The 23,563-nt window shown below is 58.5% G+C and carries 34 protein-coding genes and 1 pseudogene; 20 read left to right on the top strand and 15 right to left on the bottom strand.

Annotation, left to right across the window (positions count from 1 at the left end; genetic code table 11):
- Positions 1–239: 239 nt before the first annotated feature.
- Positions 240–1,409 carry a MalY/PatB family protein gene (locus ACZ1HN_RS21240; protein WP_472728936.1) on the bottom strand — a complete coding sequence of 390 codons (1,170 nt, stop codon included), beginning with the start codon at positions 1,407–1,409 and terminating at the stop codon, positions 240–242.
- A gap of 99 nt (positions 1,410–1,508) precedes the next feature.
- On the opposite strand from ACZ1HN_RS21240, the gene def (ACZ1HN_RS21235) reads away from it, so the two are divergent.
- From def (ACZ1HN_RS21235) to ACZ1HN_RS21215, 5 genes are read left to right on the top strand one after another with little or no spacing between them, the layout of a single operon-like run.
- A complete protein-coding gene (gene def, locus ACZ1HN_RS21235) occupies positions 1,509–2,027 on the top strand; it encodes a peptide deformylase (protein WP_472728935.1) in 519 nt (172 codons plus the stop codon).
- The gene (gene def / locus ACZ1HN_RS21230; protein ID WP_472728934.1) at positions 2,024–2,524 is read left to right on the top strand and encodes a peptide deformylase; all 501 of its coding nucleotides are present in this window, start codon (positions 2,024–2,026) and stop codon (positions 2,522–2,524) included. The genes def (ACZ1HN_RS21235) and def (ACZ1HN_RS21230) overlap by 4 nt, the downstream gene beginning before the upstream one ends.
- Complete coding sequence (def, locus tag ACZ1HN_RS21225; protein WP_472728933.1) at positions 2,521–3,015, top strand: peptide deformylase; 495 nt, start codon at positions 2,521–2,523, stop codon at positions 3,013–3,015. Before def (ACZ1HN_RS21230) ends, def (ACZ1HN_RS21225) begins: the two co-directional genes overlap by 4 nt.
- Before the next feature lies 1 nt (position 3,016).
- Positions 3,017–3,922: a methionyl-tRNA formyltransferase gene (gene fmt / locus ACZ1HN_RS21220; RefSeq protein WP_472728932.1), complete on the top strand. Its 906-nt coding sequence runs from the start codon at positions 3,017–3,019 to the stop codon at positions 3,920–3,922.
- A gap of 11 nt (positions 3,923–3,933) precedes the next feature.
- Complete coding sequence (locus tag ACZ1HN_RS21215; RefSeq protein ID WP_472728931.1) at positions 3,934–4,170, top strand: hypothetical protein; 237 nt, start codon at positions 3,934–3,936, stop codon at positions 4,168–4,170.
- 27 nt (positions 4,171–4,197) lie between these two features.
- Here ACZ1HN_RS21215 and ACZ1HN_RS21210 read toward each other — a convergent pair whose 3' ends face one another.
- From ACZ1HN_RS21210 to ACZ1HN_RS21175, 8 genes are all read right to left on the bottom strand, one after another.
- Positions 4,198–4,488 (bottom strand): hypothetical protein, encoded by a 291-nt coding sequence (locus tag ACZ1HN_RS21210; protein ID WP_472728930.1) that lies wholly within the window; start codon positions 4,486–4,488, stop codon positions 4,198–4,200.
- Positions 4,489–4,668: 180 nt separating this feature from the next.
- Positions 4,669–4,980, bottom strand: coding sequence for a hypothetical protein (locus ACZ1HN_RS21205; protein ID WP_299208199.1), 312 nt, complete (start codon positions 4,978–4,980; stop codon positions 4,669–4,671).
- Positions 4,981–5,237: 257 nt separating this feature from the next.
- Positions 5,238–5,693, bottom strand: a complete 456-nt coding sequence (gene rnhA, locus ACZ1HN_RS21200; protein WP_299750081.1) for a ribonuclease HI — start codon at positions 5,691–5,693, stop codon at positions 5,238–5,240.
- Positions 5,686–6,279, bottom strand: a complete 594-nt coding sequence (locus tag ACZ1HN_RS21195; protein WP_472728929.1) for a class I SAM-dependent methyltransferase — start codon at positions 6,277–6,279, stop codon at positions 5,686–5,688. The genes rnhA and ACZ1HN_RS21195 overlap by 8 nt, the downstream gene beginning before the upstream one ends.
- Complete coding sequence (locus ACZ1HN_RS21190; RefSeq protein ID WP_472728928.1) at positions 6,279–6,728, bottom strand: DUF3429 domain-containing protein; 450 nt, start codon at positions 6,726–6,728, stop codon at positions 6,279–6,281. Before ACZ1HN_RS21190 ends, ACZ1HN_RS21195 begins: the two co-directional genes overlap by 1 nt.
- Positions 6,725–7,177 (bottom strand): YdeI/OmpD-associated family protein, encoded by a 453-nt coding sequence (locus ACZ1HN_RS21185; RefSeq protein WP_472728927.1) that lies wholly within the window; start codon positions 7,175–7,177, stop codon positions 6,725–6,727. Before ACZ1HN_RS21185 ends, ACZ1HN_RS21190 begins: the two co-directional genes overlap by 4 nt.
- A complete protein-coding gene (locus ACZ1HN_RS21180; RefSeq protein ID WP_472728926.1) occupies positions 7,174–7,788 on the bottom strand; it encodes a LysE family translocator in 615 nt (204 codons plus the stop codon). The genes ACZ1HN_RS21185 and ACZ1HN_RS21180 overlap by 4 nt, the downstream gene beginning before the upstream one ends.
- 314 nt (positions 7,789–8,102) lie before the next feature.
- Positions 8,103–8,633, bottom strand: coding sequence for a DUF6428 family protein (locus ACZ1HN_RS21175; RefSeq protein ID WP_472728925.1), 531 nt, complete (start codon positions 8,631–8,633; stop codon positions 8,103–8,105).
- Between the two features lie 74 nt (positions 8,634–8,707).
- On the opposite strand from ACZ1HN_RS21175, the gene ACZ1HN_RS21170 reads away from it, so the two are divergent.
- Positions 8,708–9,025, top strand: a complete 318-nt coding sequence (locus tag ACZ1HN_RS21170) for an ArsR/SmtB family transcription factor (protein WP_299601244.1) — start codon at positions 8,708–8,710, stop codon at positions 9,023–9,025.
- Positions 9,026–9,117: 92 nt separating this feature from the next.
- Here the strand turns inward: ACZ1HN_RS21170 and ispH are convergent, their stop codons facing one another.
- The 3 genes from ispH to ACZ1HN_RS21155 all read right to left on the bottom strand — a co-directional run bounded on the left by ispH (position 9,118) and on the right by ACZ1HN_RS21155 (position 11,604).
- On the bottom strand, positions 9,118–10,068 hold the full coding sequence (ispH, locus tag ACZ1HN_RS21165; RefSeq protein WP_299702189.1) for a 4-hydroxy-3-methylbut-2-enyl diphosphate reductase: 951 nt from the start codon (positions 10,066–10,068) through the stop codon (positions 9,118–9,120).
- A 60-nt stretch (positions 10,069–10,128) separates the two neighbouring features.
- Complete coding sequence (locus ACZ1HN_RS21160; protein ID WP_472728924.1) at positions 10,129–10,869, bottom strand: helix-turn-helix transcriptional regulator; 741 nt, start codon at positions 10,867–10,869, stop codon at positions 10,129–10,131.
- A gap of 162 nt (positions 10,870–11,031) precedes the next feature.
- Positions 11,032–11,604 (bottom strand): LabA-like NYN domain-containing protein, encoded by a 573-nt coding sequence (locus ACZ1HN_RS21155; protein ID WP_189368237.1) that lies wholly within the window; start codon positions 11,602–11,604, stop codon positions 11,032–11,034.
- Positions 11,605–11,925: 321 nt separating this feature from the next.
- On the opposite strand from ACZ1HN_RS21155, the gene folK reads away from it, so the two are divergent.
- From folK to recO, 14 genes and pseudogenes are all read left to right on the top strand, one after another.
- The gene (gene folK, locus ACZ1HN_RS21150; protein WP_472728923.1) at positions 11,926–12,315 is read left to right on the top strand and encodes a 2-amino-4-hydroxy-6-hydroxymethyldihydropteridine diphosphokinase; all 390 of its coding nucleotides are present in this window, start codon (positions 11,926–11,928) and stop codon (positions 12,313–12,315) included.
- A gap of 73 nt (positions 12,316–12,388) precedes the next feature.
- The gene (rpoZ, locus tag ACZ1HN_RS21145) at positions 12,389–12,742 is read left to right on the top strand and encodes a DNA-directed RNA polymerase subunit omega (RefSeq protein WP_039682236.1); all 354 of its coding nucleotides are present in this window, start codon (positions 12,389–12,391) and stop codon (positions 12,740–12,742) included.
- Between the two features lie 21 nt (positions 12,743–12,763).
- Complete coding sequence (locus tag ACZ1HN_RS21140) at positions 12,764–14,905, top strand: RelA/SpoT family protein (protein WP_299208223.1); 2,142 nt, start codon at positions 12,764–12,766, stop codon at positions 14,903–14,905.
- Positions 14,906–14,929: 24 nt separating this feature from the next.
- A complete protein-coding gene (locus ACZ1HN_RS21135) occupies positions 14,930–15,589 on the top strand; it encodes a DUF2062 domain-containing protein (RefSeq protein WP_472728922.1) in 660 nt (219 codons plus the stop codon).
- Positions 15,590–15,680: 91 nt separating this feature from the next.
- Positions 15,681–16,442, top strand: a complete 762-nt coding sequence (locus ACZ1HN_RS21130) for a pyridoxine 5'-phosphate synthase (protein ID WP_472728921.1) — start codon at positions 15,681–15,683, stop codon at positions 16,440–16,442.
- Positions 16,439–16,891 (top strand): hypothetical protein, encoded by a 453-nt coding sequence (locus ACZ1HN_RS21125; RefSeq protein WP_472728920.1) that lies wholly within the window; start codon positions 16,439–16,441, stop codon positions 16,889–16,891. Before ACZ1HN_RS21130 ends, ACZ1HN_RS21125 begins: the two co-directional genes overlap by 4 nt.
- A gap of 33 nt (positions 16,892–16,924) precedes the next feature.
- Entirely contained in the window at positions 16,925–17,239 is a 315-nt protein-coding gene (locus ACZ1HN_RS21120; protein WP_299208231.1) for a Dabb family protein, read from the top strand.
- A gap of 57 nt (positions 17,240–17,296) precedes the next feature.
- Positions 17,297–17,917, top strand: coding sequence for a LysE family translocator (locus tag ACZ1HN_RS21115; protein WP_472728919.1), 621 nt, complete (start codon positions 17,297–17,299; stop codon positions 17,915–17,917).
- Entirely contained in the window at positions 17,914–18,330 is a 417-nt protein-coding gene (gene acpS / locus ACZ1HN_RS21110) for a holo-ACP synthase (RefSeq protein WP_299208235.1), read from the top strand. The genes ACZ1HN_RS21115 and acpS overlap by 4 nt, the downstream gene beginning before the upstream one ends.
- A 55-nt stretch (positions 18,331–18,385) precedes the next feature.
- On the top strand, positions 18,386–19,204 hold the full coding sequence (gene lepB / locus ACZ1HN_RS21105; RefSeq protein ID WP_299208237.1) for a signal peptidase I: 819 nt from the start codon (positions 18,386–18,388) through the stop codon (positions 19,202–19,204).
- Positions 19,201–19,888 (top strand): annotated as a pseudogene (rnc, locus tag ACZ1HN_RS21100) (ribonuclease III). The gene lepB and the pseudogene rnc overlap by 4 nt, the downstream one beginning before the upstream one ends.
- On the top strand, positions 19,885–20,793 hold the full coding sequence (gene era, locus ACZ1HN_RS21095; protein WP_299599739.1) for a GTPase Era: 909 nt from the start codon (positions 19,885–19,887) through the stop codon (positions 20,791–20,793). Before rnc ends, era begins: the two are co-directional and overlap by 4 nt.
- Positions 20,794–20,850: 57 nt before the next feature.
- Positions 20,851–21,183 (top strand): DUF1491 family protein, encoded by a 333-nt coding sequence (locus ACZ1HN_RS21090; RefSeq protein WP_299208244.1) that lies wholly within the window; start codon positions 20,851–20,853, stop codon positions 21,181–21,183.
- Between the two features lies 1 nt (position 21,184).
- A complete protein-coding gene (recO, locus tag ACZ1HN_RS21085) occupies positions 21,185–21,910 on the top strand; it encodes a DNA repair protein RecO (RefSeq protein WP_472728918.1) in 726 nt (241 codons plus the stop codon).
- Here recO and ACZ1HN_RS21080 read toward each other — a convergent pair.
- The 3 genes from ACZ1HN_RS21080 to ACZ1HN_RS21070 all read right to left on the bottom strand — a co-directional run bounded on the left by ACZ1HN_RS21080 (position 21,894) and on the right by ACZ1HN_RS21070 (position 23,472).
- Complete coding sequence (locus ACZ1HN_RS21080; RefSeq protein ID WP_472728917.1) at positions 21,894–22,286, bottom strand: META domain-containing protein; 393 nt, start codon at positions 22,284–22,286, stop codon at positions 21,894–21,896. The genes recO and ACZ1HN_RS21080 overlap by 17 nt on opposite strands.
- The gene (locus tag ACZ1HN_RS21075) at positions 22,283–22,807 is read right to left on the bottom strand and encodes a TetR/AcrR family transcriptional regulator (RefSeq protein WP_299208250.1); all 525 of its coding nucleotides are present in this window, start codon (positions 22,805–22,807) and stop codon (positions 22,283–22,285) included. The genes ACZ1HN_RS21080 and ACZ1HN_RS21075 overlap by 4 nt, the downstream gene beginning before the upstream one ends.
- A 131-nt stretch (positions 22,808–22,938) precedes the next feature.
- The gene (locus ACZ1HN_RS21070; RefSeq protein WP_472728916.1) at positions 22,939–23,472 is read right to left on the bottom strand and encodes a LysE family translocator; all 534 of its coding nucleotides are present in this window, start codon (positions 23,470–23,472) and stop codon (positions 22,939–22,941) included.
- Positions 23,473–23,563 lie beyond the last annotated feature (91 nt).

Genomic DNA, 23,563 nt, shown 5'->3' with positions numbered 1-23,563 from the left:
CGGACGTGATCAGGAAGAGTTGCGCGGCGGCAGAACGCAACAAAAAAGACTGAAGCGTTTCCAAAGGTGCGTATGACAGACGGTTTCTAGTGCGGTCTGATTGGCATTCGGTATCAGCAAGGTCTCAAGGACCTATTGTCTGCATCCGACCTTGTCGCAGGCATCCTGATAAACGCACGTTCGCGTTTGGTTGATCAACAATCTGACCGTGTCACACTAGAGGGCGCGTGTGTCGCGTCCTATTGCAAGTCACCAAATGCCCGCGCCAACCGTTCGGCCGCTTCCTGCACCCGTGCGCGGGGCGTGGCGATGTTGAACCGCAGCCAGCTGTCGCCGCCCTTGCCGAAGGTGGGGCCGTGGTTGACCGCGATGCAGGCGTCCTTCTCGACCCGTTTGGTGAATTCCTCGCGCGTCATGCCGGTGCCATCGAAATCGACCCAGGACAAGTAAGTCGATTCAAGCGGCATAGAGTAAAGCCCCGGAATTGCATTCACGGCGTCGTCAAAGAGCTTCCGGTTGCCATCGAGATACGTGACCAGTTCGTCTGTCCACGCAGCCCCTTCCGGCGAGTAGGCAGCCGTCGCCATGAACAGTCCGAACGAATTTGGCGACAGGCCCAACCCCGCCATGCGCTGGGCAAACTTGGCGCGCAGGTCCGGCTCCGCGATGATCACGTTGCCAGAGTGGCTCCCTGCGATGTTGAACGTCTTGGTTGTGGCCGTCATCATGATCAGCTGATCCTCGACCCCGGGGATATGGGACATCGGGATGTGCTTGTGCCCGGGCATGACGAGGTCGTGGTGAATTTCGTCCGACACGAGGATCAGGTTGTGGCGCTTGGCAAAGGCTGCGATGCCTTCCAGTTCTTCGCGTGTCCAGACGCGTCCGCCGGGGTTATGGGGCGAGCAGAGGATCAGCATGGTTTCGGACCCGTCCATTTGCGCGTCCCACGCGTCGAAATCCATAGTGTAGCGCCCGTCGGTCATGGGCATCTCGCACTCAACCACGCGCCGATTGTTGGCCGTGATGACCCGGGCAAAGGCGTGGTACACAGGTGTCATGAGCACGACCCCATCGCCGGGCTGAGTGAAGGTGTCCACGCACATGGCTGTGCCGTTGACGAGGCCGTGCGTGGTAAAGATCTGATCGGCGTGTACCGTCCAGTTGTGCCGTTCCTTCATCCACCACTGAATGGCCGCCCGGTACTGGCTGTCGTCCCCGAAATACCCCATGATCCCGTGATCGACTTGCGCCTGCACAGCGTCCAGAACGCATTGCGGCGGACGGAAGTCCATGTCGGCCACCCACATGGCGAGCCCCTTGTCCCCGTCCACGCCATAGATCGCTTCCATCATGTCCCATTTCACGCAATGGCTGCCGCGGCGGTCGATGATGGTGTCAAAGCTCATGGGGGGTCTCCGGTTCTGATTTGCGCGCAGGCTAGCGTGCGTGCTGGCAGGTGCAAGGGGACATTGCGATGCCCGGGGTGTTGGCTTACATGCAAGGGCATGAAACGACCCATAATCTTGCACCCCGATCCACGCCTGAAGAAGACGGCGGATGCTGTGTCCGATCTGTCGGATGAACTGCGTCGTCTGGCCGATGACATGTTGGAAACCATGTATGACGCGCCGGGGATTGGGCTGGCCGCCCCGCAAGTGGGTGTACTGACCCGGCTGATCGTACTGGATTGCGTCAAGGAAGAGGGAGAGGCGCACCGTCCCTTGATCATGTTCAACCCCGAGGTCCTTGCATCTTCGGATGAGCTGAACACATACGAGGAAGGGTGCCTGTCCATCCCCGAGCAGTTTGCTGATGTGACCCGCCCCGCCGAGGTTGAAGTGCGTTGGATCGACCGTGACGGCAAGGAGCGGATCGAGGGCATGGATGGCCTATGGGCCACATGCGTTCAGCACGAGATCGACCACCTCGATGGCAAGCTGTTCATTGACTACCTCAAACCGCTCAAGCGCCAGTTGATCACGCGCAAGATGCAGAAGCTGAAACGGGAACGCGCCCGCGCATGAGCCTGCGCGAGATCCTGACCTGGCCGCATTCGTGTTTGCAGGCGATCTGTGAACCGGTTGAGGTCATCACCCCGGCCATCCGGAGTTTGGCCGCGGATATGCTCGACACCATGTATGCAGCCCCGGGCCGTGGTTTGGCAGCCCCGCAGGTGGGGGAGTTGCTGCGCCTCTTTGTGATGGATGCGACGTGGAAAGAGGGCGACCCCAGCCCCGTTATCTGCATCAACCCGGATATTCTGGACCGCGGCACGGAAATTGTCGGCTCTGACGAGGGCTGTCTGTCGATCCCCGGCGTCATGGCCCATGTCGAACGCCCAACCTCGGTTCGGATGGTGTGGACCGATCTTGAAGGCATGGTACATGATCAATGGCTGAGCGGGTTTCACGCGCTTTGCGCCCAGCACGAACTCGATCATCTGGATGGTATCGTCACGCTCGATCAGGTTGATGAGGCGCAACGTGCGGCAATTCTGAGCGCTTACGAGGCGCAAGTATGACGGTTCGCCCTTTTGTCCCATGGCCTGACGTGCGGCTGCGCACGGCGGCTGCGGATGTGCCCGAGGTCACCGATGACGTGCGCGGGATTTGGGCAGACATGGTCGAGACGATGGACGCGATGCCCGGCGTTGGTCTTGCCGCGCCGCAGATCGGGGTGATGCTGCGCCTTGCCGTGGTTGACGCCACCCCGGACCGCAGCCGCCGCATCCTGTTGGCCAATCCCGAGGTGCTGGAGGCTGATGCGGAGATCGAGAAAGGTACGGAAGCAAGCCCGAACCTGCCCGGTGTTTCGGCCGAGATTCCGCGACCAAAGACTGTCACCGTGCGTTTTCTGAATGCTGATGGCGTCATTGACCGCCGCACGTTCGAAGGCTTGGAAGCGCGCAGTGTGCAGCACCAGATCGACCATCTGGCCGGGCGGATGTATTTCGACAATCTGGGGCGGGTGAAGCGGGACATGCTGATCCGCAAGGCAAGAAAGGCCCGGTGACATGCGCGTGATCTTTATGGGAACGCCAGACTTCTCTGTCTCTGCCCTTGATGCTCTCCACGCAGCGGGGCACGAGATTGCGTGCGTCTACACTCAGCCTCCACGACCGGCGGGGCGGGGGAAGAAAGACCGACTCAGCCCGGTGCAGGCGCGTGCCGAGGCCTTGGAGCTAGAGGTGCGTCATCCCGTTTCGCTGCGCGACGCCGAGGCGCAGGCAGACTTCGCCGCGCTGAATGCAGATATAGCTGTTGTCGTGGCTTATGGCCTGATCCTGCCGCAACCCGTCCTTGATGCGCCGACCCATGGCTGTCTGAATATTCATGCAAGCCTGCTACCACGCTGGCGGGGGGCCGCGCCCATTCACCGGGCGATCATGGCGGGGGATGCAGAGACGGGTGTGTGCATCATGCAGATGGAGGCGGGGTTGGACACCGGGCCTGTCCTGATGCGCGAGGCGACGACCATTGGCGCAACTGAAACCACGGCTGAGCTGCATGACAGGCTTGCCGATCTGGGGGCCGCATTGATCGTGAAAACGCTGGAGCAGTTGCCAGCGCTGACGGCTGAACCGCAGCCGGAGCATGGCGTAACCTATGCTGCGAAGATCGAAAAGGCTGAGGCGGCCATCGACTGGACACAGGATGCGGTTGAGGTGGACCGGAAAATTCGCGGGCTATCCCCCTTTCCCGGCGCTTGGTTTGAGCATGATGGCATGCGGATCAAAGTGCTGGGTTCGGAACTGGCTGAAGGCTCTGGCCTTGCGGGCACGATCCTTGATGACGGCCTAACGATCGCCTGCGGTCAGGGCGCCGTACGTCTGACCCGCTTGCAACGGGCAGGCAAAGGCGCGCAGGATGCGAAAACGTTCCTGCGCGGCATGCCCCTGCCCAAGGGAACCCAATTGTAGGAGCGCCGCCCATGTTTCCCACCCTGATCGGCACCGTCGTGATTGCGGGCATTGTCGGCTACGTTTCGGAAAAATCGCGGTTTACCCACAACGGGATTGTACAGTCGATCATCATCTGCATCGGCGGCGCGTTCCTGTTTTACTTCGTCCGACTGATGTTCGGCTTTGGCTTTTCCAGCCCCGGGCTGAACGCGATTGTATCCTCGATTGGCGCGCTGATCATCGTTCCAACGCATTGGCGGAAGTGAAGCGACCTTGGGCTTTGGCCTGAAAGATCAGCGCTTGCGACTGTCGGCGCCGTGTCCGGTTGTCCTGAAATTCGGACCAAGGTGACTGGACGGTTCGGCCAAGCGGAAGTTTGGGCCCAAGTGACTGGACGGTTTTGCGGGGCGGACGCCACTGGTGAACTGGTTCCGGGTGCTGTTCGGGGTCGGCTTCTGGATCAGTTTTGGGTGCGTCACGATACGGTTTGCGCCCGTCGTTGCGTCGTCGGCATTGGCTGGAAGTGTCGAACACAAAAACGCCAAACCGATCATGCTGCAAACATGCTGTTTGAAGTCTGACATGTCATACCTTCCGACGGGGTTTGGCAGCAGTGCCATGGCATAACATAGTGATGCAGGGCGGGCGACCCAAGCCGGTCCGGCCTTGAGAACGCGTGTGTATTGGTGAGAAAAGGGCGAGCGGCCCACCATTAGGGAAAGGGCGGGCCGTCCAAGATGCATGTGCACTGAAGGGCGGGGCGATCAGAAGAATTTCTTGATCAGGACCTTCTTCTTGAACTTGGTTTTTGGGCTCACGTATTTCTTTTTCTTCACACCGTGATGAAACTTGTGACCATGGTGATGTTTGTGCCCATGGTGGTATTTGTAGCCATGGTGAAATTTGTGCTTCTTCACCTTCACTTTGAAATTGGCATCAATCACCTGCGCGACGTCAGCGTTGGCGGGGGCACTGGCCCAGACGGCTTGCGCATTTGCCGGTGCAAGGCTGGTTACGGTGACGGCGGTCGCGATTGCGGCGATCAGAAGCGGGGTCTTGGTGGCTTTCAGTTTCATTCTCTCTTCTCCTTTGCGTTTCGGCGTCTGGGCCGTTCGTCTTGAGAAAGAGATAGAGAAGTACGGCTGTAACAATAAGGGACCGTTCGGTCACAAACTGTCATGGATATGGCAGGGTGGTGTGAGGATTTGCTTGGATGAGCGCAGGATAATGTAATTTTTACAGCAAGTTGGGTGATCAACTACCTGTAACATTCGATGTGACAATCACGCGGTCGACACCGGTTTGAGGCTGGTTTGGCGGAAATGCCCCTGCGTCACTTGCCCTTGAAGGGGGCCATGCCCGCCCGTGCCAATTCGTCAGCCCGTTCGTTTTCAGGGTGACCGGCATGTCCCTTGACCCACTCCCAGGTCACGTCGTGCCGGGCTTGCGCAGCGTCCAGCCGTTGCCACAGGTCGGCATTGGCGACGGGTTTCTTGGCAGCGTTCTTCCACCCGTTCCGCTTCCAGCCGTGGATCCAGCTGGTGATCCCGTTCTTGACGTAGTTGCTGTCGGTGACGACGGTGATGGTCGAGGGTTTGTCCAACGCCTCAAGAGCCGAGATTGCAGCCATCAGCTCCATCTTGTTGTTGGTGGTCTGGGCCTCTCCGCCCTTGAGTTCACGTTCCTTGACGATCCGGTCGCCGTCCATGGCCCGCAACAAAGCACCCCAGCCACCCGGGCCGGGATTTCCGGAGCAGGCACCGTCTGTATAGGCAAACAGCTCAGGCACAGGCGGCCTGCAGCACGATGAATGGGGCAACCTCGCCCGACAGGCCGGCTTCCTCGCCCGTGCGGCTGTACTGGATGTCGAACCCAGTGGATGTCAGCAGGTCGGTCAATGCGTCTTCTGGCATGTAGGAATAGAGCCGTCCGATGCTGTCGCGGCTTTCGCCGGTGCCCACCTTGGTGCCGAAATGGAACAGGCCACCCGGTTTCAGGGCGGCGCGGATCGCCGTGAACTGGTCGGGCCATTTTCCCAGCGGCGTGTGCAGCATCGAGAAGTTGGCCCAGATACCGTCATAGGCTGCGGTTTCGGCCAGATCGCCATAGCCTGCCAGCCGTGCTGTGACACCGGTATGCGCTCGGGCGAGGTCCAGCATCTCGGGCACCGGATCCCAGGCGTGTGCGGTCAGACCGGCCTGTGCCATCGCGGCGGCGGCAAATCCGGGGCCGCAGCCGATGTCGAGTACCGTTCCGGCCTCGGGCATCGCTGCGATGAACCGTTGCAGGCTGGGATCGGCGTTGGCCTTGCTCACCAGTTTGGCATAGTCGGCGGCCTTGTCTGCATAGACCTGCAGGGTTTTCCGGTCGCTCATCACACCACCGTAACTGCAAGGCAGGTCACGACGATGGCCGTCAATAGCAGTCGCAATCTCATCCACCATGAGGGTGTCAGACCCCAGCGGAAAAAGGCGAAGTCCAGCATGAGCAGGCCAACAAATCCGAAGATGAGGTTCATTCCAGCGCTGGTTGGACCACCCCCCGTCATGAAGAACGCCCATAGGGCAGGCACGACGGATAGGGTGTAGCCCATGGCCGCCTGTGTACCTTTGGTCTTGGTCGCAAACCCCCACAAAACGCCAGACATGAACGACAGAATGACCGAACCGTAGAACAGCTGAACATATGGTCCGACGAAACGTGGCCCGAATGCCTGCGCCCCCCACGCTCCAAGCCCATCGTTCAAGAGTGTCGCTGCCCCCCAGACAAACGGGATCAGACCGGCCAGGCCAAGGGCAAGGGGGACGATGGGTATTCTGGTCATAGTTCGCTGATCAGTTTCTGAATGCGCTTGGTGCGGGTGTCGACCCTTTTGGCCGTGTTGACAAGATGCAATCTGGAGCGCTGCTGACCAGGTGTCAAAGCGTTCCAGGCGTTGATCTGCCCGGAGTTGCGGATGGCTAGCAAAACGTCGTCCGGCACCTCAACGAGCCTTGGGTCAACGGGTCGCACGCGCGCATCAAAGGGTTCTCCAACTTCAAGCCCGCTGTCGCGGAGAAATGTCTTGCCGGTGTAAACAAACAGGCCGTCGATCACTGGGGCTTTCGTCAACGCGAGATTGATCGGGAAATCGCCAAACTCGCCCTCGATCCGTTTGGTATGGGGCGGCAGAGCTGCCGCAACCGTGTCCGGTAGACACAGAACGGTGTAGGTGTTTTTTCCCCAAACCATGGGTTCGATAATGCCATCGAAGTGAATCCAGTTGCTGCTCACGCGCGTTCGAGCGCAAGGCGGCCTGCCAACGCAGCAAAGATCGCGGCAAAGCTGCGCGAGAGCCAGCGCATGACGATTTCTGATCCGAGGATCCACTGGCGCGCCGCTGCGGCGAATGTGCCGTACAGAACGAACACGGCGAAGGTCATTGCCATGAAAACCAGCCCAAGGGTCGTCATCTCGAACGTTGCGGTTGTCGTGTTGCCCGACAGGAACGGAGGCAGAAGCGCGAGGAAGAAAATGGACAGCTTCGGGTTCAGGATGTTGATCAACGCACCCCGCCTTGCAATGCGCCACCCGGCATCGGCACTGCGTTGGGACGAAATGTTCAGTGCGCCACCGCTGCGCAGACTGCCCCATGCGAGCCAAAGCAGATACGCGACGCCGGCAAATTTCACGATATTGAACAGGAGAGCAGAGGTGTGAAGGATTGCCGCCAGTCCGAGCGTCGCGGCCAGAAGGTGCGGGACGATCCCGACTGTGCAGCCAAATGCGGCCCAGAGCGCGGCGCGGCGGCCTTGGCCGAGGCCCAGGGCGAGGGTGTAGATCACACCCGTGCCTGGGGCGATGACGACGACGAGGGCGGTCAGGAAAAACTGGAGGGAGAGCATGGAAACCTTCGGGTTGGGACAGGCGAAGGCTAGGGCGAAGGGGCGGATTTGGCAATCTGTCCCCGCGGGGACAGGCCCTTCGGTGGGGTTACGGGATGTTTAGCGGTTTGTGATTTTTGATTGGTCACAAAGGGTTGGTTATCGCGCTGTGGGGATACGCGATGTTAACCATGCGAAAGCGATGCTGCTTGCCGAAGGCGGCCGGGTCTTTGGCTCTGGACCAGTTTAGTGTAAATGCGTGCGGCAGATTTTGCGGGACTTTGCGGTCATTCCCCTGCTGGTCGCGAACGTCAGCTTTCGGCGAAATCAAGTCCCTATGCGCAACACGAACTCGCGTCCTCGCGCGGCTTCGTTGTAGAGCAACAGGAGGATGTTTTGGCTGAGGTCCCCTTGCTGTCGCAACACTGATCTGCGCCACCTTCTTGACGTCCGAATTTTTCAGCCGGCTTGCACACGGCGCGCGTATTGCCCAGCCTTATCAAGACACGGCTGCCACGACACTCGGGGCTACTCAGCGACATAAGCCGCAGGTCTGTGTTGTCGTGTCCAAACTCGACTTTCAGTGAAGCGTGCGCCAACTCTGGCATGACTGAGAGACTTTTGGAGACAATTCCGTTGAACTTGCCAACGCTCATGTGTGTCTCACCTCGCCCGTCAAGAAGCTGCAATTTCGCTTCCTGCCAAGCTTCCTTGTTTCCACTGCAGTCGATCCCTTTCGAGGTGGAATGTCTGAGTTCGGTGACATGGTAACCGGGCGAAATTTCACCCTCTTGGGTTTCGAAAATCAGAGGATGCGAGGGGTCTTGAAGTTGAAGATCGTGCAAGAGACCTGACAGTGTTTTCATCCCAGCACCTTTTATTTCAATTATTATTGAAATAATATACAGACTAACAATGATACTTCAAGAGGTATTGAAATATGATCGCAGAAGATGCGGCGACGCTGTTTGGAGTTCTCTCAAATTCGGACCGTCTGGATGTTATCCGGGCTTTGGTTGAGGCGGGACCAGACGGCATGAGCGCCGGTAACATCGCTCTCAAAATTGGGGCAAGCCCGTCGAGGACATCTTTCCACCTCAATGCATTGTCGGAGTCGGGCATTTTGCAGAAAGAGCGGCGGTCCCGGAACCTGAACTACCGCATCAACTTCAAGACAATTGGTGCCCTTATTAACTTCTTGATGGAGGACTGCTGTAAAGGAAGCGCCGAGCTACGGGACTGCTGCACAATGAGATGATGGGCTGCCCAATAGCCCACGAAGTTCTCAACTCAGCCATTCGAGCAGCCCGCAGCACTTGGTGCTTTGGGCTCGTAGCGGCCATTCGCGTGTTATGCAGGCTCTCGCAGAACCCGTGGCACTTTGAATTCCACATTCTCGACCGCTGTTTCGACCATCTCGACCGTCACGTCATATCTGTTTCGGAAGGCGTCGATGACTTCGGTGATCAGCACTTCCGGCGCGGATGCGCCGGCCGTGATGCCCACGCTTTTGATCCCGTCCAGCGCCCGCCAGTCGATATCTGTCGCCCGTTGCACCAGTTGGGCATAGGTGCAGCCCGCGCGTGCGCCCACCTCGACGAGCCGTTTGGAATTCGACGAGTTGGGAGCACCAACCACGAGCATCGCGTCGCATTTGGGGGCCATCGCCTTGACCGCTTCCTGCCGGTTGGTCGTGGCGTAGCAGATGTCTTCCTTGTGCGGGCCGACGATGCTGGGAAAGCGGGTTTGTAATGCTGCCACTATGTCAGCCGTGTCATCCACCGACAGCGTGGTTTGGGTAACGAAGGCAAGCCTGTTCGGGTCGCGTACCTGCACCGCTGCTACGTCTTCGACCGTTTCGACCAGCAGCACTTCGCCCTCGGGCAGTTGGCCCATAGTGCCTATCGTTTCGGGGTGGCCCTCATGGCCGATCATGATCATCTGCAAACCGTTGTCGGCATGACGCTGCGCCTCGATATGGACTTTACTGACGAGCGGGCAGGTGGCGTCGACATAGATCATCTCGCGCGCTTGCGCCGCTTGCGGGACGGATTTTGGCACGCCGTGGGCCGAGAAGATGACGGGCCGGTCATCCGGGCATTCCGTCAGTTCCTCGACAAAGACGGCGCCCTTGTCACGCAGGCTATCGACGACGAACTTGTTGTGCACGATTTCGTGCCGGACAAAAACGGGGGCACCCCATTTGTTCAGGGCCATTTCAACGATCTTGATGGCGCGGTCCACGCCTGCGCAGAACCCGCGCGGGGCGGCAAGATAAAGGGTCAATGCTGGCTTGGTCATGGCCGCTCCTGTCGTTGTCTCAGACGTAAGCTCTAGTGTCGTTGTGGTAAAGAGTTTCGGCTAGACTGCGTGGTCTGTGTTCCCAAAAACCAAGCGGGCGGCTTCTGCCCTATTGTGGATTCCAAGCTTGCGATAGGCTGTCTTGGCGTATTCCGCGACGGTATTCATACTGATCCCACATAGGCGCGCGGCTTCCTTGCGACTGAGACCGCGTGCCAGCATGTATATGATTTCGGCCTCGCGCGGGCTGAGTGCTTTGAGAGCGGCTGGCATGTTGGGTGCGATCAAAGCTGGTTCGTGATCTGTCTTCGCCCCGGACAGCTCTTCAATCCTGCGGTGCACAAGCAGACAGAATAGGCGGAACTGTTCAGCTTGCGGCCACATACGTTCCAGGAAGGTTGCGCGATCGAGTTTTGTTCCGAGGTTGAAGCCACCGTAGCGGTCTGCTCCGCGCAGGCGGGCCGGAATCCCAAAGCCTGTCAGGAATCCTTCGGCTCGCGCTGTCTTGATGAACGCCTTCGCCTCATCAGGTAGATAGGAATGTTGTGACAGAAACTCGGGGCCGGTTGGGGTGATCTCGTAACTGTCGCAACAATGGCTCAAGAAAGGATCCGTATCCGGTGAAGCGTTCGTATACAGATTCGGGCAAGTGGTTAGAAGCCTGCTGGCTTCCGGCGGAGAACCATGAGCTGTGATGTAGATGACGTGGTGAATGCCGCGCGCGCGCAGCCTTTGCACAGCGCCATCCCACAACTCTTCGATGTTTGTCAGTTGTTCAAGTGCTTCGGCGTCACGATACACGTGCGTATCCCCCCAATCAGGGGGATACTGGCACAGTGATTTTCGTTTTAAAACACTGTGGTGCGTTCTATCCAACGGCGCGCCAAATTATTTCTATGACCAAACACTTTGTGAACGGACAGCCAGCGGCAGTGCAATGTCGCTGGCAGTTTCACTATTGGCTTAGCCCTGAGCCTGAACCCGCTCTTCGCGTTCTGGCATTGGCTCGCGCGGCGGCCGCCCTATGACGTCCTTCAGTTCGTCCAGCTCAATGAAGTTATCTGCCTGACGCCGCAGATCGTCCGAAATCATCGGGGGTTGGCTGCGGATCGTCGATACAACAGAAACCCGAACGCCTTGACGTTGCAGGCTTTCCACAAGCGGACGAAAATCCCCGTCGCCGGAAAATAGGACAATGTGGTCGACACGCGGCGCAAGTTCCATGGCATCCACCGCTAATTCGATGTCCATGTTTCCTTTTACCTTACGACGACCCATCGAGTCGGTGTATTCCTTGGCTGGCTTGGTCACCATGGTAAAGCCGTTGTAGTTCAACCAATCGACCAAAGGTCGGATCGGCGAATACTCGTCATTTTCCAACAGTGCGGTGTAGTAAAAAGCGCGGAGTAACTTGCCTCGGCGCATGAACTCCTGTCGCAGTAACTTGTAGTCGATATCGAACCCAAGCGCTTTGGCTGCGGCGTATAAGTTCGAACCGTCGATGAACAGCGCCAGCCGTTCGTCTTTGTAAAACATAAAATGTCCTTCCGAAAATTCGGGTACCGCCTGTGATTTCCGTGAGTGAGTGCGTAAAAACGCGAAAGACGGTGATTGAAAAATAGGTGATTTTTAATATGTCGCAAGTCACTGATGATACCCAAATAGGCAAAACTACGCCATGTAACAGTTCAAAATTGCTGGTTGCCCTTGGGTCAAACATGCATTCGAGCGTCGGAACACCCATCGAAACGCTCCACAACGCCATTGATTCGATTGAAGAGATGGGAGCAGTGATTCTGGGGTCGTAGTCGCTTTTTTCGAACTCCAGCAGTCCCCGCTGACAGTGGTCCCGACTTTGTGAACGCGGCGCTTTTAGTTGAGGCACATTGGTCATCTTCCGAAGCAATTGCCCGTTTGCATGAGGTCGAAGCGCGTCTTGGACGCCGCCGAAAGGCCCGATGGGAGCAGCGCATTATAGATTTGGATTTGCTAGCACATGACGACATGATCCGACCGAGTGTTCGGGTCTTGCGCACCTGGATGGAACTACCATTGGAAAAACAGAAGGAAATGGCCCCAGGTCAATTGCTGTTGCCGCACCCCCGCATGCACGAACGCGCATTCGTTCTTGTTCCCTTGTCGGATGTCGCGCCTGATTGGGTGCACCCAATTACACGGAAGTCAGTTACGGAGATGCGGGATGCGCTTCCGAGCGCAGATATTGAAGCGATCGTGCCCATCGAATAGGCGCTTGTCATTCTGTGCAATCGGCCCTAAATAACAGCCTTCTATCTAAACTCGCCTGATCTGGAGCACACCCATGGCCCGCGTGACCGTTGAAGACTGCGTTGACAAGGTTCCGAACCGTTTCGAGCTGGTGATGCTGGCCGCGCATCGCGCCCGCGAGATTTCGTCCGGTGCGCCCATTACAGTGGACCGCGACAATGACAAGAACCCGGTCGTGTCCCTGCGCGAGATCGCTGAAGAGACTCAAAGTTCGGAAGAGCTGCGTGAGCGTCTGATCGAATCGAACCAAAGCCAGATCGAAGTGGACGAGGCAGAAGAAGACGCAATGGCGCTTCTTATGGGTGCCGAGCAGGACAAGCCGGAAGAAGACAGCATGTCCGAAGAGATGCTTCTGCGTCAGCTGATGGCCGCGCAAGGCCAGGGCTGATCCCAGTCGGGTGCGGACCGGATGATCTCTGACGACGATCTGATCGCGCTGGTCCGCAACTATAATCCAAAGACAAACGAAGACCTGATCCGCCGGGCTTATGCCTTTGGCGGACAGATGCACGATGGGCAGTTTCGCCATTCGGGCGAGCCGTACTTCACGCACCCCGTTGCCGTTGCTGCTATCCTGACCGAGCAGCAGCTGGACGATGCCACCATCGTTACCGCCCTTTTGCACGACACGATCGAGGACACCAAGGCAAGCTATGCCATGGTGTCTGAACAGTTCGGAGACGAGGTTGCCAAGCTGGTGGACGGCGTCACCAAGCTGACCAACCTGCAGCTGTCGAGTGTCGAGACCAAGCAGGCCGAAAACTTCCGCAAGCTGTTCATGGCCATGTCAAAGGACATGCGCGTGATCCTGGTCAAACTGAGTGACCGCTTGCACAACATGCGCACCATCAAGTCCATGCGCCCGGACAAGCAGGTTCAAAAGGCCCGCGAAACCATGGATATCTTCGCCCCTTTGTCGGGCCGCATGGGGATGCAATGGATGCGGGAAGAGCTGGAAGATCTTGCGTTCAAAGTTCTAAATCCGGACGCCAGATCATCTATCATTCGCCGCTTTATCACCATGCAGCGCGAAACTGGCGACGTCATTCAGCGCATTACCGGCGATATGCGGTTTGAATTGGAAAAGGTGCACATTGAGGCCGAAGTATTTGGCCGCGCCAAGAAACCTTATTCCATCTGGCGCAAGATGCAGGAAAAGGATCAGTCCTTTTCCCGTCTGTCCGACATCTATGGCTTCCGTGTCATCACCGGATCCGAAGAAGATTGCTATCGCGCGCTCGGGGCCATTCATCAGCGGTGGCGCGCAGTGCCAGGCCGGTTCAAGGACTACATCAGCCAGCCCAAGACCAACGGGTATCGGTCTATCCACACCACTGTGTCGGGCCGCGACGGCAAGCGGGTCGAAGTGCAGATCCGCACCCGGCAGATGCACGATGTGGCGGAAACCGGCGTGGCTGCGCACTGGTCCTATCGCGATGGCGTGCGGTCACAGAACCCGTTTGCCGTGGATCCGGCCAAGTGGATTTCTCAACTGACCGAGCAGTTCGACAGCGAAGAAGACCACGAAGATTTCCTCGAGGCTGTGAAGCTCGAGATGTATTCGGACCAGGTGTTCTGCTTTACCCCCAAGGGCGAGGTGGTGAAATTGCCGAAAGGCGCCACACCCATCGATTTTGCCTATGCGATCCACACAAGGATCGGGAACGCCTGTGTCGGGGCCAAGGTGGACGGGATGCGTGTGCCCTTGTGGACACGGGTCAAAAATGGCCAGTCCGTCGATATCATCACCGCCGAGGGCCAGACACCGCAGGCCACATGGCTTGAGATTGCTACGACCGGCAAGGCCAAGACAGCCATCCGTCGTTCTCTGCGCGAGGCGGATCGCGACCGTTTCATTACATTGGGGCGCGAATTGGCTCGGTCCGCCTTCGCCCATGTGCGCAAGAAGGCCACGGACAAGGCATTGGATGCCGCCGCCAAACGATTGCGCTTGAAGGATGCGGACGAAGTACTGGCGCGTCTGGGGTCAGCGGAGTTGACCGGCCGCGAAGTGGTGCAGGCCATCTATCCTGATTTGACACCTAAGTCTGGCAAACAGGTCGACGCGCGCCGCGCGGTCATTGGGCTTTTGCCGGGACAGTCATTCCAGCGCGCAACGTGCTGCGAACCGTTGCCAGGCGAGCGCATTGTCGGGATCACCTTTCGGGGTGAAGGCGTGGTTGTACACGCCATAGATTGCGCGCGCCTTGTCGAATACGAAAATCAACCTGATCGCTGGCTGGACCTGCATTGGCATGACGGCAGCCATCCGGCTGTGTACGGCGTGACGCTTGATCTGACCATTGGCAATGACGCCGGTGTCCTGGGACGCATTTGCACATTGATCGGCGAGAGCAGGGCCAATATTTCAAATCTCGAATTCGTGGATCGTAAACCTGACTTCTTTAGATTGATGGTCTACGTAGAGCTTCGGGACGCCCAGCATCTGCATACGTTGATGGGGGCGCTTCAAGCAGAGAGTGATGTGGCTGCCATTGACCGCTTCCGTCGCCCCGAGCCATCAGCCGGGCAAACGATGATCGCGGGATAAGGCGCAACGAAGGGCGACAAGACATTGGTGTTCAAGCGCCGCGACCCCAAGCCGTTTCTGCGCGCCGTGCTGGAATTCCTCTGGCCGCGCGGCGGGTGGAGCCGCGCGTTTCAGTATGTCAAACACCGTGTCCGTCGATTGCCTGATCGGCCAGAGAAAATCGCACGTGGTATTTGGGCCGGCGTATTCACGACATTTACTCCGTTCTACGGCTTACACTTCTTTATCGCTGCAATCATAGCCACCGCCATGCGTGGCAATATCGTCGCTTCGCTGATGGCGACTTTCTTCGGCAACCCGCTTACCTACGTTCCGATTGGAGTGGTGTCATTGCAGACGGGTCACTGGCTGCTTGGAGCGGAGATGAAGGAAGAGACGGAGCGGTCCTTTGGCGGCAAGTTCGCAGATGCGGGGTCCGACCTGTGGCTGAACCTGAAGCATGTGCTGATGGGAGAGCCACGCGATTGGACCAAGCTGAGCATCTTTTATGACGAGATATTCTTTCCCTACCTTATTGGTGGAATCATCCCCGGCATCATCGCGGCGACTGTCTGCTATTACCTCTCGGTGCCCGTCATTCGCGCCTACCAGAAGCGGCGCAAGGGTGCGATCAAGGCCAAGTTCGAAGCATTGAAGGCCAAAGCCGCGAACAAGGCAGCCGCTGCCAAGCCAAAAACTGACTAGGCGCTTGGTACAATTTTGCGGCTTTGTCCGTATTTCCAGACATTTGCATCCGCACTAGGTTGGACGTGAAGACATTGGAAGGACGATGCCGATGACAGCCCCTTTGGGAAAACTCCGCCTTGGTGTGAATATCGATCACGTCGCCACGGTGCGAAATGCACGTGGCGGCGATACGCCGGACCCCCTGCGCGCGGCCCGGTTGGCAGAGGTTGCCGGGGCCGATGGCATTACGGCTCATCTGCGTGAAGATCGCAGACATATTTCCGATGCTGACATCGAAGGGCTGATGGACGTGTTGTCAGTGCCGTTGAACTTCGAGATGGCCGCGACAACAGAAATGCAATCCATCGCTTTGCGCCACAAACCCCATGCGGTGTGCATCGTTCCTGAGAAACGCGAGGAACGGACAACCGAAGGAGGGCTGGAGGTCGCGCGGGAAGAAAACCGGCTGGCCCATTTCATTGCGCCGCTGCGCGAGGCGGGGTGCCGTGTGTCCATCTTCATCGCAGCCGACAAGCGCCAGATCGAGGCGGCCCACCGCATTGGAGCGCAGGTGATCGAGCTGCACTCGGGTGCCTATTGTGACGCACATCACGAGGGGCGCATGGAAGATCGCGACCGTGAATTGGAGGCGATGCGCGAGATGTCGAGTTTTGCGCATTCGCTGGGCCTAGAGGTGCATGTGGGCCATGGTTTGACCTATGAAACTGTGTCTCCGGTTGCTGCCTTTCCGGAAGTGATGGAGCTGAATATCGGGCATTTCCTGATTGGTGAGGCCATTTTCCTGGGGTTGGACCCGGCTATCCGAGAAATGCGCCGCCTCATGGATAAGGCGCGGGAGGCTGTCGCATGATGCGTTTGGTGGCATCGATTCTTGCGTTAACCTTGGCCGTCTACGCCGGGCCGACAACGGCACAACAGAGTGCTTGGCCCGATCTGGACCGGCTGTTATTTTCGACATTGACGGCGTCGGGCACGGCTGAGGCCTCTTTCTGGCTGCCGGATCAGGCGAACCCGGCCACGGCCACACGGGCCTTGGGCATTGTGTATGAATACATCCCCGGTTCAGCCGGGAGCACGTCGATTGCGGTCGGTGTGTATCAGCGAACCACCGCTGGTTGGGGGTTTGTCGGTTCCGTTGAGGGCCTGTTTGGCCAATCGCCGCGTGACGCTGAGTTTGGTCCAACCCACGTTGATCTCACGACAATCATGTTGGGGCCGAATGAACCGCGCTGTTGCCCGACACTGCCGGTACGCTGGCGGATCAGTCTTGCATCTCGGACGGCACAGCGGTTGAATTGACCGAAATCCGGTCGAAAGAGAGGGGACCCGTTGATGATCCGCCACTGTGTGTTTCTGCGTTTGTCACCCAAGGCTGATACGGCCGAACTGGACAAGATTATGTTGGATCTTGAGGACCTCGTGCGGCGATTGGATGGCTGCTCCGATTTCCGGGCGGGTCCGAATCGCGACTACGAAGGCAAGACACCCGATTACCCTTATGGCTTCACACTTGATGCAGAGAATGCAAAGGCGTTGGCAGCATATGCCGTTGACCCCGAGCATCAGGATTTGGGTGCGCGGCTTGTCGCGCTTTGTGAGGGCGGTGCAGCTGGCATCATTGTCTATGACATCGAGGCACCTGCATGATCTTGTCCGGCCTGTGTCGTAGAAGCGTGCAACAGGTCGCCAATCTGGGAGTGTTCGATGGGACCTGAATTCGCCGCTATCTGGATTGCATGGCTGCTTGCGGGCGGATCGCCGGGCCCAGCCACCATGGGGATTGCAGGCACCGCCATGTCTGCCGGGCGCGCCTCTGCACTTGCCTTTGCTCTGGGAATCCTTGCCGGGTCGGCGAGTTGGGGTATTGCGGCAGCAGTGGGTCTGTCGGCCATCATGCTGGCCCATGTCTGGGTTTTTGAAATCGTCCGCTATGCGGGCGTGGCATACTTGGCGTGGCTGGCGTTCAAAGCTTTGAAAAGTGCCTGGCACGGCGGGGACACCCCTGTAGGCACGCCGTTTTCCGGCTCGGCGCGCAATCTGTTTCTGAAGGGGGCGGCCATTCACATCACCAATCCCAAGGCGATCCTGAGCTGGGGTTCAATCTATGCCATTGCCTTGCCTGCTGACGCACAGCCAGCTGCCATTTTCCAATGCTTTGCTTACCTTTACGCGGGCTCGATCCTGATTTTCATTGGTTATGCGTTGCTGTTTTCCAGCGCGCGGGTTGTGACCGCGTATCGTAGGGCGCGGCGCTGGTTTGAGTTGGCCTTTGCCGGCTTTTTCGGGTTTGCGAGTTACAAGATTTTGACGGCACGTTTGCAATGATCCTTGGTGTTGGCACCGATCTCGCGAATATTGACCGGATCGCGGGTACGTTGGAGCGGTTCGGGGACCGGTTTCGCAACCGGGTGTTTACCGATATTGAACAGGCCAAGGCCGAACGAAGGGCCGATACGCCTGGTACCTATGCCAAACGTTGGGCCGCCAAGGAGGCGTGTTCAAAAGCGTTGGGCACCGGCCTGCGGATGGGTATTTCGTGGAAAGACATGGCGGTGACTAACCTTAGAACCGGTCAACCTGTCATGCATGTCACGGGCTGGGCTGCCGAACGACTGGCCGAGATGACCCCGTCCGGGCACGAGGCGATCATCCATGTCACCCTGACCGACGATCATCCGTGGGCGCAGGCATTTGTGGTGATCGAAGCCCGCCCGATACAATCTGATCCTGCGCCTTGACACCTTCGGGCCGCGCCCGCATGTAGCCCTGAACCTACCCCCGAAGGAGCGCGCAATGGCCGCCAAGGAAAAGTCCCAGAACGGCGTGATCGAAACGATCAAGACCATTGTTTATGCGCTGTTGATTGCCGGGGTGTTCCGCACGCTTTTCTTCCAGCCGTTCTGGATTCCGTCCGGTTCGATGAAAGAGACGTTGCTGATTGGTGATTTCCTGTTCGTGAACAAGATGGCCTATGGCTATTCATATGCGTCCTGCCCGTCGATCCCGGCTATTGGTCTGGACGCGCAGAAGCTGTGCGGGTTCATGGGTGATGATCGCGTCTGGGCCGGTGAGCCCGAGCGCGGTGATGTTGTCGTTTTTCGCCATCCCGTTTCAGGGGCTGACTTTATCAAACGTGTTGTGGGTCTGCCCGGCGACACTTTGCAAGTCCGGAATGGTCAGATCATTCTGAACGGGGAGCCTGTGCCGCAGGAACCGGCTGGCACGTTCACTGAGGTGTTTGATCGTCAGGGGCCGCAGGGTTTGTTGCCGCGTTGTGAAAGCGGGGCCGTGGGGCAGGGCGCCGATTGCACGAAGTCCCGGTTCCTCGAAACCTTCCCCAACGGTGAGCAGCACGTCGTGCTGAACGTTGGCGTGCAGCAGTCGGACAACACGCCAGTCTACCGCGTCCCGGAAGGCAACTACTTCTTTATGGGGGATAACCGCGACAACTCCTCGGACAGCCGGTTGGCGCAGGTCGCGGGTGGCGTCGGTTATGTTCCGTTCGAAAATCTGATTGGTCGCGCGGATCGCGTTATGTTCTCGTCCGCTGGTCGGTCGATGTTGTTTTTCTGGACGTGGCGTAGTGATCGCTACTTCAAGGGGATCGAGTGAAGCTGGGGGTAGATCTGACGGCCTTTGAGGGTCGGATCGGGCACCGCTTTGCCGCGCCTGATTTACTGGTGGAGGCGGTGACACATGCGTCTATGTCTTCGCCCACCCGGTCGGACAATCAGCGTTTGGAGTTTCTGGGGGACCGAGGTCTTGGGCCTGGTGATGGCGCAGGCGTTGCTTGAGGCCGACCCAGGGGCCGCGGAAGGGACGCTGGCCCCGCGTTTCAATGCTTTGGTGCGGAAGGAAACCTGTGCCGACGTGGCGCGTGATGTCGATCTGGGGGCCGTGCTGCGATTGGGCCGGTCCGAGATGTTGTCCGGCGGCAGACGCAAGCAGGCGCTGTTGGGAGATGCCATCGAGGCGGTGATTGCGGCTGTTTATCTGGATGCGGGATTTGATGCCGCCAAGGCGCTGATCCTGCGGTTGTGGGGTGATCGGGTGGCTCGCGTCGATGCGGATGCCCGTGATGCCAAGACTGCCTTGCAGGAATGGGCGCAGGCGCGTGGTCTGACGCCGCCGCAATATGTTGAGACCGGTCGTTCCGGACCGGACCATCAACCAATTTTCACCATCGTCGCCCGTCTGTCGACGGGAGCTGAGGCGACCGCTACCGCCGGGTCGAAGCGCGAAGCGCAGCAGGCAGCGGCGCAGGCGTTGCTGCAACAACTGGAGGGGCAGGCATGACCACCCGCGCGGGCTTTGTCGCCCTGATCGGAGAACCCAATGCGGGCAAGTCCACCCTGCTAAACACAATGGTGGGCGCGAAGGTCAGCATTGTCACTCACAAGGTTCAAACCACCCGTGCCCGCATTCGCGGCGTTGCAATGGAAGGCGATAGTCAGATCGTCTTTGTCGATACGCCGGGCCTGTTTCAGCCGCGCCGCCGTTTGGATCGTGCGATGGTGGCGGCCGCCTGGGGTGGGGCTGCGGATGCTGATGTAGTGGTGCTGATGGTCGAGGCGCACCGCGGTGTCACCGCTGGGGTCGAGCGCATTCTGGAAGGAATGGCCGAGATCGGACAGGGCCGGACTGTGGCACTTGCCATCAACAAGATTGATCGTGTCGAGGCACCTGTGCTGCTGGGTCTGACCAAGGATCTGAATGAGCGGTTTGATTTTGCGGAAACCTTCATGATCTCGGCAGAGAAGGGCCATGGCGTGGATGCGCTGCGTCAGTGGTTGGCCAAACAAGTGCCAGAGGGGCCGTGGCTGTACCCGGAGGATCAGATTGCCGATCTGCCCATGCGCATGATCGCGGCCGAGATGACCCGTGAGAAGCTGACCCTGCGCCTGCATCAGGAGCTGCCGTATCAACTGACGGTCGAGACCGAAGCCTGGGAGGAGCGCAAGGATGGCTCGGCCAAGGTGGACCAGATCATCTATGTCAGCCGGGACGGTCACAAGGGCATCGTGCTGGGCCATCGCGGCGAGACGATCAAGGCGGTGAGCAAGGCTGCGCGGGAGGAACTGACCGAGTTCCTGGGCCGTAAGGTGCATTTGTTCCTGCAGGTCAAAGTGCGCGAGAAATGGTTGGATGAAGCGGAACGCTACGACCAGATGGGCTTGGATTTCAAAGATGGCAATGCCTGAGACATATGCCACCCGACCCTTCGGGGAGGATTTTTTTGAAACAGGGAAGGGGCGGACGTGGCGCCCAAGCTGACATCGCGGTTCTGGGTGGATGCCTATCTGGCGCGGTTGCGCTTTGCTGACATTCCCGGGTTTGTTGTCGCCCATGGGGATGACACGGGTGGGGCGGTGCTGGTGAAGCTGAACACGTTGGATGGTCAGGCAGTGCTGTACCAGCGATCCTTTGACCTGATGTCTGACACGCGCGTCTGGGCGGAGCTGTCCTCTGGTGCCGAGGGTGATGTGGATGCGGCGGTTGCCCGGCAGCGCGGGTTTGATCCGGACCTTTGGGTGATCGAGGTGGAAGACCGCGCGGGGCGGCATATGCTGGATCAGGAGGGGCTGGCCTGAGATGGAGTGGCGCGGCACGGGCATATTGCTAAGCGTGCGCCGCCACGGGGAAACCAGTTCGATCATTGACGTTTTCACCGAAGATCGTGGTCGCCATGCCGGTGTGGTCCGCGGCGGAACGAGCCGTAAGATTGCCCCAATCTTGCAACCCGGCGCGCAGTTGGATGTGGCGTGGCGCGCGCGTCTGGAAGAGCATATCGGGACATTCGCAGTCGAGCCGGTGCGCAGCCGTGCGGCCCTGGTCATGGGCAATCGGTTGGCCTTGGCCGGGTTGAACGCGGTTACAGGCCTATTGGCCTTTTGCTTGCCAGAGCGCGAGGCACACGGCCCGTTGTATCGCCGAACCGAGGCGCTGCTTGATCTGTTGGGGCAGGATGATGTTTGGCCGCTTGGATACTTGCAATGGGAGTTGGCTCTTTTGCAGGAGATGGGCTTTGGCCTTGATCTCAGCGCCTGTGCGGTGACCGGGGCTACCGGAGGTCTCGCTTATGTCTCGCCCAAGTCTGGACGGGCAGTGTCGAAGGAGGGTGCGGGCGAGTGGGCAGATCGGTTGTTGCCGCTTCCTGCTGTGCTGCGTCGTGAAGGTGACGCGCCGAATGCAGAGATTGCGCAAGGGCTGGAGACCACGGGATACTTCCTGGCTAATCATCTGGCTCCTGATCTAGGGTCAAAACCTTTGCCAGAGGCGCGCGCGCGTTTTGTCGATGCGTTTAATCGCGCGTTGTGAACACCAGCTCTTCACCATTGTCATTGCGTAGAAACAGGCCTCCTTCACGCACCTCGGATTGGGTCATCCTTGAGAGCGCCTCGAGGTAAGCTGTTTCAGCTTCCAGCTCGGGGCAGGCACTGCGCGTAGCCGCAATGGGCTTGAGTTCGAACCATGGATACGGAACCGTGTTGGTTGTTGTGAACTGGTTGCACGGCGCATGACCAGAGACCGGGCCACCCGTCTCAAACTCAAGAGTTGCGCGTGCCGGAAATGCGGCACCGTTCAGGGTTTGCAGTTCCCAAAGTCGATCCGCCGCGCCGTAACGCGCAACGGTTTCATCAGCTTGGCATGCCGGGATAGACGCAATGAGCGTCAGCGCGGCGGCTCGAATCATTTCAGTGCCATCACCAGGTCAACAAGGGCTGCGAAGGCCACCAAGGCGTCGCCATCATCCGAATGCATTTGCTTCAGACCAACGAGAGACCCGTAGGCCGCCTTGGAAAACTCTTCATTGGTGACACCGATGTCGGACATCAGATCGGTCAGGCGCGCCAGTCGTGTCTTGTCGACGTCGGCCAGTGCCTTTGCGACCGCTTTGTCCTGCTGTGCCCATGCACGCAGCGCGGGGCCAGCGGTGTCTTCCTGCACGCTTTGACCGAAGCGGATCATCTTGTCGGTTGCAGTGCCGTTCTGTGCGCTGTCTTCCTTCAAGATGTTCAGAGCGCGGGATTTCCATTCGGCAAGCAATGCCTTCTGAAAAGCCGGCACATCCTTGAAATGCCAATAAAATGAACCCTTTGACGTCTTCAGATGGCGTGAAAGGGGTTCTGCCCGCAGGGCCAATGGCCCTTGGGCTGTGAGCTGATCCAGCCCGGCGTCAATCCAGGCAGCGGGGGAGAGGGGAGCTTTAGCCATGGCCTTGCGATACGTCCGGGTATGCGGGGGTGCAAGCGAAAGCCGCTTCAACTTGCGGTATGAGCGTTTTGCCGCACACGCCGCGAAAGAATTTGCCTATCTTGCGAGCAAGGAGATGCGAACTGTGTGCGTCAAATCTCGGCCAATAAAGCTAGTGCGACCACCAGCAGCATCGAGGCGGCCATTATATAGTTGATCCATCGTTGCTGATGTGCAGCCAGATCAAGTTGCTTGAGCCGGACCCCGAAACCAACCCAAATGATGTGAATTGGCACCCAGATCGCGTTGACGATCAACAGTTTCCAAACAGCTTCGGCCAGAATGGCATCGGGTATTAGGGAAAAACCCGAGAAGAGGGCCGTGTTGACGGCATATGCCTTGGGATTGATCGGTTGCAGCAAGACCCCATTGAGAACACCTGGCTCCGTGGTGGCAGGCGCAAAGGCAAGCTTAGATCCGGCGAAGGCGATCCGCATTGCAAGGTAGAGCAGGTAGAGTGTTGAAACCCCAAAGAGCAGGGTCCGTACAAGAGGATTTGCCAGTATCAGGGCAGCAAGGCCGGTAACGACTGCAAGGATGACCAGATTATTGCCGATAAAAAGGCCCAGCACATATCGCATGCCAGATTTGAGGCCATAGGCGGCTCCGACTCCTGCTGCCGACAAGACGCCGGGGCCGGGTGTTATGATCAGAAAAAGACAGCAGCGGCAAATGTGAGCATGCCGCCACCTTGAAGGTTCCGTGTGGATCGTCAAT

The sequence above is a fragment of the Tateyamaria sp. GN1-10 genome (assembly GCF_055693845.1).
This window is presented reverse-complemented; position numbering and strand designations above follow the sequence as displayed.